The sequence below is a fragment of the Tateyamaria sp. genome, assembly GCF_059783535.1.
Genome location: NZ_JBYNDP010000200.1, coordinates 1 through 4,932 on the forward strand (window position 1 = coordinate 1; position 4,932 = coordinate 4,932).

Below are 4,932 nucleotides of genomic sequence, written 5' to 3' on the forward strand. Positions count from 1 at the left end.
GGCGTCCATCAACTCGATCCGGGCGACGGGGATGCCGTATTGGATCGTCGTCATCACGGCCTGACAAGCCGCATCGATGGAGGGAAAGGACATACGGGCTGCAGAAATGGCCTCGGGAATACCCTGCAGTTTCAGCGCGATCTCGGTGATCAGGCCCAGCGTGCCCTCGGATCCGATCAGCAGCCGGGTCATGTCATAACCGGCGCTGGTCTTTTTCGCGCGCTGCGCGGTTCGGATCACCCGACCGTCGGCCATCACGGCCTCAAGCGCCAGCACGTTGTCTTTCATCGTGCCGTAGCGCACCGCGTTGGTGCCCGACGCACGCGTGGACGCCATGCCCCCAAGCGAGGCATTGGCGCCAGGATCGATGGGAAAGAACAGCCCACGGTCCCGCAGATAGGTGTTCAACTGCTCGCGCGTCACGCCCGGCTGCACAACGCAATCGAGATCTTCGGCGTTGACGGCCAGAATCTGATCCATCTGTGTCAGGTCCACAGACACCCCACCCGCAGGCGCATTCACATGCCCTTCCAGCGACGTGCCGGTGCCAAAGGGGATCACCGGCACCTGGTGCGTCGCACAGACCTTGATGATGTCAGACACTTCCTTGGTCGAGGTCGGGAACACCACCGCATCCGGGGCTTGCCCGCGAATCCAAGTGGTCGTATGCGCGTGCTGGTCGCGCATCGCCTGGCCTGTGTGGAATCGATCGCCGAATTGCTGCTTGAGAATGCCAAGCGCTGTGGCAATCCCCTCTTCGTTGCGTGGCAGATCAATGGCCTGCGGCATGTGTGTTCTCCCCTTGTCGCCGGTCGTCAGTCGCCCAGCGCAATTCCTTCGCGGCGCGGGTCCGCCCCACCCAGCAGTGTTTCACCAATCTCAATCGCATGGAGACCGGAATTCAACCCACGCACATTCACTTCGAAGCCAAGCGCTTCCATGGCGAGCGCAAGATCGGCGGCCGACGTACCTTCTTCAAAATCATATGTCCCAAAGCGGTTCACGGCATGGGGTAGGCTGATCGCCTGCTGCACGTCCATACCCCAATCCATCCACGCGATGATCGATTTGGCTGTGTAGCCGATGATGCGACTGCCACCGGGTGAGCCGATGGCCAGAACCGGTGCACCGTCTTGCATCACGATTGTGGGGGACATGGATGAGCGGGGGCGCTTGCCCGGTGCCAGAGCGTTAGCGATCGGCACGCCGTCCACATGGGTGCTGAAGCTGAAATCAGTGAGTTCGTTGTTCAGCAGGAAGCCATGAACCATCAGCCGCGACCCGAATGCGTTTTCGATGGTGGTCGTCATAGAAGCGACATTGCCATAGGCATCCACGATCGAGATATGCGATGTCGAAGGCAGTTCGAGGCTTTGGTCATCCGCCCAGTTGCTGGCGTGGTCAAAGGCCGGATTGCCCGGGGTGACTTCGGCCAGCGCCGTGTCTCCGCCCAGTTGACCCGCGCGGTCGGCAAGATATGCGGGATCAACCAGACCGGCGGTTGGCATCGGTACAAAATCACTGTCGGCCATGTACCGCCCTCGATCCGCGAAGGCGAGGCGCGACGCATCCCCGATGAGACGCCAGCTCTCAGGGTTCTCCGCCCCCAGCGCTTCCAAATCGTAACTGTCCAGCATTCCAAGGATCTGCCCCACAGTCAGCGCCCCGGACGAGGGCGGCCCCATCCCGCAGACATCATGTGCGCGGTAACTGACACAGACCGGAGCCCGTTCCTTGACCTGGTAGACCGCAAGATCAAGCTCGGACAGAACGCCCGGATTGCCCGGTGCAAATTGCACCGTCGCCATGATGTCCTGCGCAATCTTGCCGGTGTAGAACGCATCGGCACCTTCAGCCGCCAAAACCCGCAAGGTCTCGGCATATTCCGGATTCTGTAGCACTGCGCCCACGTTCAATGGTACCCCGTCTGGCAGGAAGTAGTCAGCGGTCACAGGAAAGCGGCCCAGGCGTTCTGCATCTCGCTCGACCAGACCAGCGAGGCGTGGCGACACTTCGAACCCATCCTCGGCCAGATTAATCCCTGCATCAAAAAGGGTAGGCCACGGTTGACTGCCCCAGCGCCGATGCGCCTCTTCCAACAGTGCCGGTGTGCCTGGCGTACCGACGGACCGTCCGCCGACCACAGCATCGAAGAAGCCCATCGGCTCACCATCCTCGGTCTGGAACAATTGCGGCGTGGCTGCCAGCGGTGCCGTTTCACGCCCATCAAGAGTCGTCAATTCCTGCGTTTCCGCATCATACCAGACAAGGAACGCACCACCGCCCAGACCTGATGATTGCGGCTCGACCAGACCAAGCACGACCTGTACCGCAACAAGGGCATCCGCGGCGGTACCGCCCTTGGCCAACACTTCAACACCAGCCTGCACAGCCAGCGGGTTGGCAGCGGCCACCATGTAGCTTTGCGCCTCAACCGGCTGGCCTGCATCCTTGGCCGCCTGTGCTGCGGCCACGGCTTCGGTCGTCGCGACCGCCGAACCATCTGTCCCGCCCTCGGGCTGCACGGCATCTGCCGTTTGCTGGGCCAAAGCGGCCCCTGCGATCAGGGTAAAGGCAACGGTCATGGAAAAGCGCATGGGATCCTCCTTTGGCGCGGCAGGCAGGTCAAATCAGACGTCGAAACCGGGCAGCCAAGCCGCCCGGCGTATCACAGCATGGATGGCACAACCTGATCCGGCGGGCGGTGGCCATCATCAAAGGTCTTGATGTTGATAATAACCTTTTCCCCCATCTCGATCCGGCTTTCCCGTGTGGCCGAGCCCATATGAGGCAGCAGCACAACATTGTTCAGTTCGCGCAGGCGCGGGTTCACCTCGGTCCCGTTTTCATAGACATCAAGACCCGCTCCCGCGATCTCGCCCGCACGCAACATGCGGGTCAGCGCATTTTCGTCAATGACCTCGCCGCGCGACGTATTTACGATCACGGCGTCCGGTTTCATCAACTTCAAACGGCGTGCGTTCATCAGGTGAAAGGTGGAGGGTGTGTGCGGGCAGTTGACGCTGATCACATCCATACGGGCCACCATCTGATCCAGACTTTCCCACCATGTGGCCTGCAAATCTTCTTCGATCTCGGGCCGCAGACGGCGGCGGTTGTGATAGTGCACCTGCATGCCGAAGGCCGCCGCTCGGCGGGCAACCGCCTGTCCGATGCGGCCCATGCCAAGGATTCCAAGCCTGCGTCCGGCGACCCGGCCACCAAGGAACGCGGTGGGCGCCCAACCGTCCCAATTGCCCGATTGCATCGCGGCCAGCCCTTCGGGCAGGCGACGGGTCACGGCCAGGATCAGGCCCATGGTCATGTCGGCTGTATCATCTGTCAGCACGCCGGGCGTGTTTGACACCAAAATACCGCGCTGCCGCGCCGTTGAGACGTCAATATTATCAACACCTGCACCATAGTTTGCGATCAGCTTCAGGCGCTCACCGGCCTGTCCGATCATCGCGCCATCCACGGTGTCCGTGATCGTTGGCACCAGAACATCTGCAGCTTTCATCGCCTCGACCAGCTCTGCACGGGTCATGGGGACGTCGCTGTCACGCAGGGTGACATCGAACAGTTCACTCAGCCGGGTCTCAACCTCGGCGGGCAACCGTCGCGTCACGACAACACTCAGACGTTCCTTTGGCATTGCGCCCTCCCCGGTGCTTGGCCTTGCGTCCTATCTTTGGCATGGTGGCGGATGTGAGCACGAGGCACAAGAACCCCGGCCACATCAAAAGGCGAGTGACGAGCGGAAAGTTCCCGATGATTGCGGTTTGGCGGTTTATGCTATCGATTCTTTTGGTACTGGGGCTAACCCTACCTGTGATGGCACGAGACACGGGTCCTGTGACGAACCTGCCCCTGCCCCGCTTCGTGTCGATGAAAGCCGCGGAAGGCAACGTGCGCCGTGGTCCTTCCCTGACGCACCGGATCGACTGGGTGTTCAAGCGCCGCGACATGCCCCTGCGCATCACAGCCGAACATGGACATTGGCGCCGGGTCGAAGACCGCGATGGCATGGGCGGCTGGGTACACTACTCGCTGCTCTCAGGCACACGCACAGTCATCGTCGAACAGGATATGCTGACCCTGCGCACGAAACCTGACGCCAATGCACCCGTGACTGCTGCGCTGGAGGCCGGTGTGGTTGCCCGCTTGGGCAAGTGCGGACCTGAGTGGTGCCGCCTGAGTTCGGGTGGGTATCGCGGGTGGGCTCCCAAGGCGCGCCTCTGGGGCGTTGCGATCGACGAGTTGCGCGACTAGCCAAGTGCGGCCACAACCCTGATTTCCACGACGGCCCCTTCGCGCCGTAAACCTGCCACTTCAACCGCCGTCCATGCGGGATAGGGCTCGGACAGATGTGTCCGCCTTACAGTATCAAACAAATCGAAATGGGCGCGCAGCCCGACGTGGTAGCTGGTCATCTCAACAATAGCATCCAGCGCCAGGTTGGCTTGCGCTAGCACCTCAGCGATCTTGGTGAAACAGGCGTTGAATTGCGCCTCCTCCGAGATGGGCATCGTGCCAGCCGCAGCAGCCGCGGTGACACCCGTCATGAAAACATGATTGTACGAAACAACGCCGGGAGACATGCCTGCGACAGCACAAGCATCTTCAAGCCCCGGCGGTATCAATACCTGTCGCGTCATCTGGAACTCTCCTTGCTCTTGCCAGCATCTTGTTTAGCATTCAAAGCGTTGCACAGCGCGTATCCAAGAAGACCATTCCGATGAAAGCCATTCAATACTCACGTTTCGGCCCTGCGGCAGATGTTCTGACATTGATTGATGGGCCAACGCCGAACCCGGCAGCTGGCGAAGTGCTGGTCGAGCTGAATTATTCAGGTGTGAACCCATCCGACGTCAAAGCGCGGTCCGGCACGCGCCCCGGTGTAACAAAGCCGCCCTTTGATCAGATCATCCC

At 61.0% G+C, this 4,932-nt stretch carries 5 protein-coding genes and 1 pseudogene; 2 read left to right on the plus strand and 4 right to left on the minus strand.

What is annotated here, in order from left to right; all coding sequences use genetic code 11:
* The 3 genes from AC6RA8_RS21160 to AC6RA8_RS21170 all read right to left on the minus strand — a co-directional run.
* The coding region (locus AC6RA8_RS21160) for an FAD-binding oxidoreductase (protein WP_500355635.1) at positions 1 to 789 on the minus strand (789 nt) is incomplete at its 3' end.
* A gap of 26 nt (positions 790 to 815) precedes the next feature.
* Positions 816 to 2,597, minus strand: coding sequence for a gamma-glutamyltransferase (gene ggt / locus AC6RA8_RS21165; protein ID WP_500355637.1), 1,782 nt, complete (start codon positions 2,595 to 2,597; stop codon positions 816 to 818).
* Positions 2,598 to 2,668: 71 nt separating this feature from the next.
* Positions 2,669 to 3,655 (minus strand): 2-hydroxyacid dehydrogenase, encoded by a 987-nt coding sequence (locus tag AC6RA8_RS21170; RefSeq protein ID WP_500355639.1) that lies wholly within the window; start codon positions 3,653 to 3,655, stop codon positions 2,669 to 2,671.
* Between the two features lie 137 nt (positions 3,656 to 3,792).
* On the opposite strand from AC6RA8_RS21170, the gene AC6RA8_RS21175 reads away from it, so the two are divergent.
* Positions 3,793 to 4,272: an SH3 domain-containing protein gene (locus AC6RA8_RS21175; RefSeq protein ID WP_500355641.1), complete on the plus strand. Its 480-nt coding sequence runs from the start codon at positions 3,793 to 3,795 to the stop codon at positions 4,270 to 4,272.
* On the opposite strand, the gene AC6RA8_RS21180 is transcribed toward AC6RA8_RS21175, so the two are convergent.
* Positions 4,269 to 4,658, minus strand: a complete 390-nt coding sequence (locus AC6RA8_RS21180) for a Rid family hydrolase (RefSeq protein ID WP_500355643.1) — start codon at positions 4,656 to 4,658, stop codon at positions 4,269 to 4,271. The genes AC6RA8_RS21175 and AC6RA8_RS21180 overlap by 4 nt on opposite strands.
* An 80-nt stretch (positions 4,659 to 4,738) precedes the next feature.
* On the opposite strand from AC6RA8_RS21180, the pseudogene AC6RA8_RS21185 reads away from it, so the two are divergent.
* Positions 4,739 to 4,932, plus strand: a pseudogene (locus tag AC6RA8_RS21185) (NADPH:quinone reductase); the annotation flags it as partial.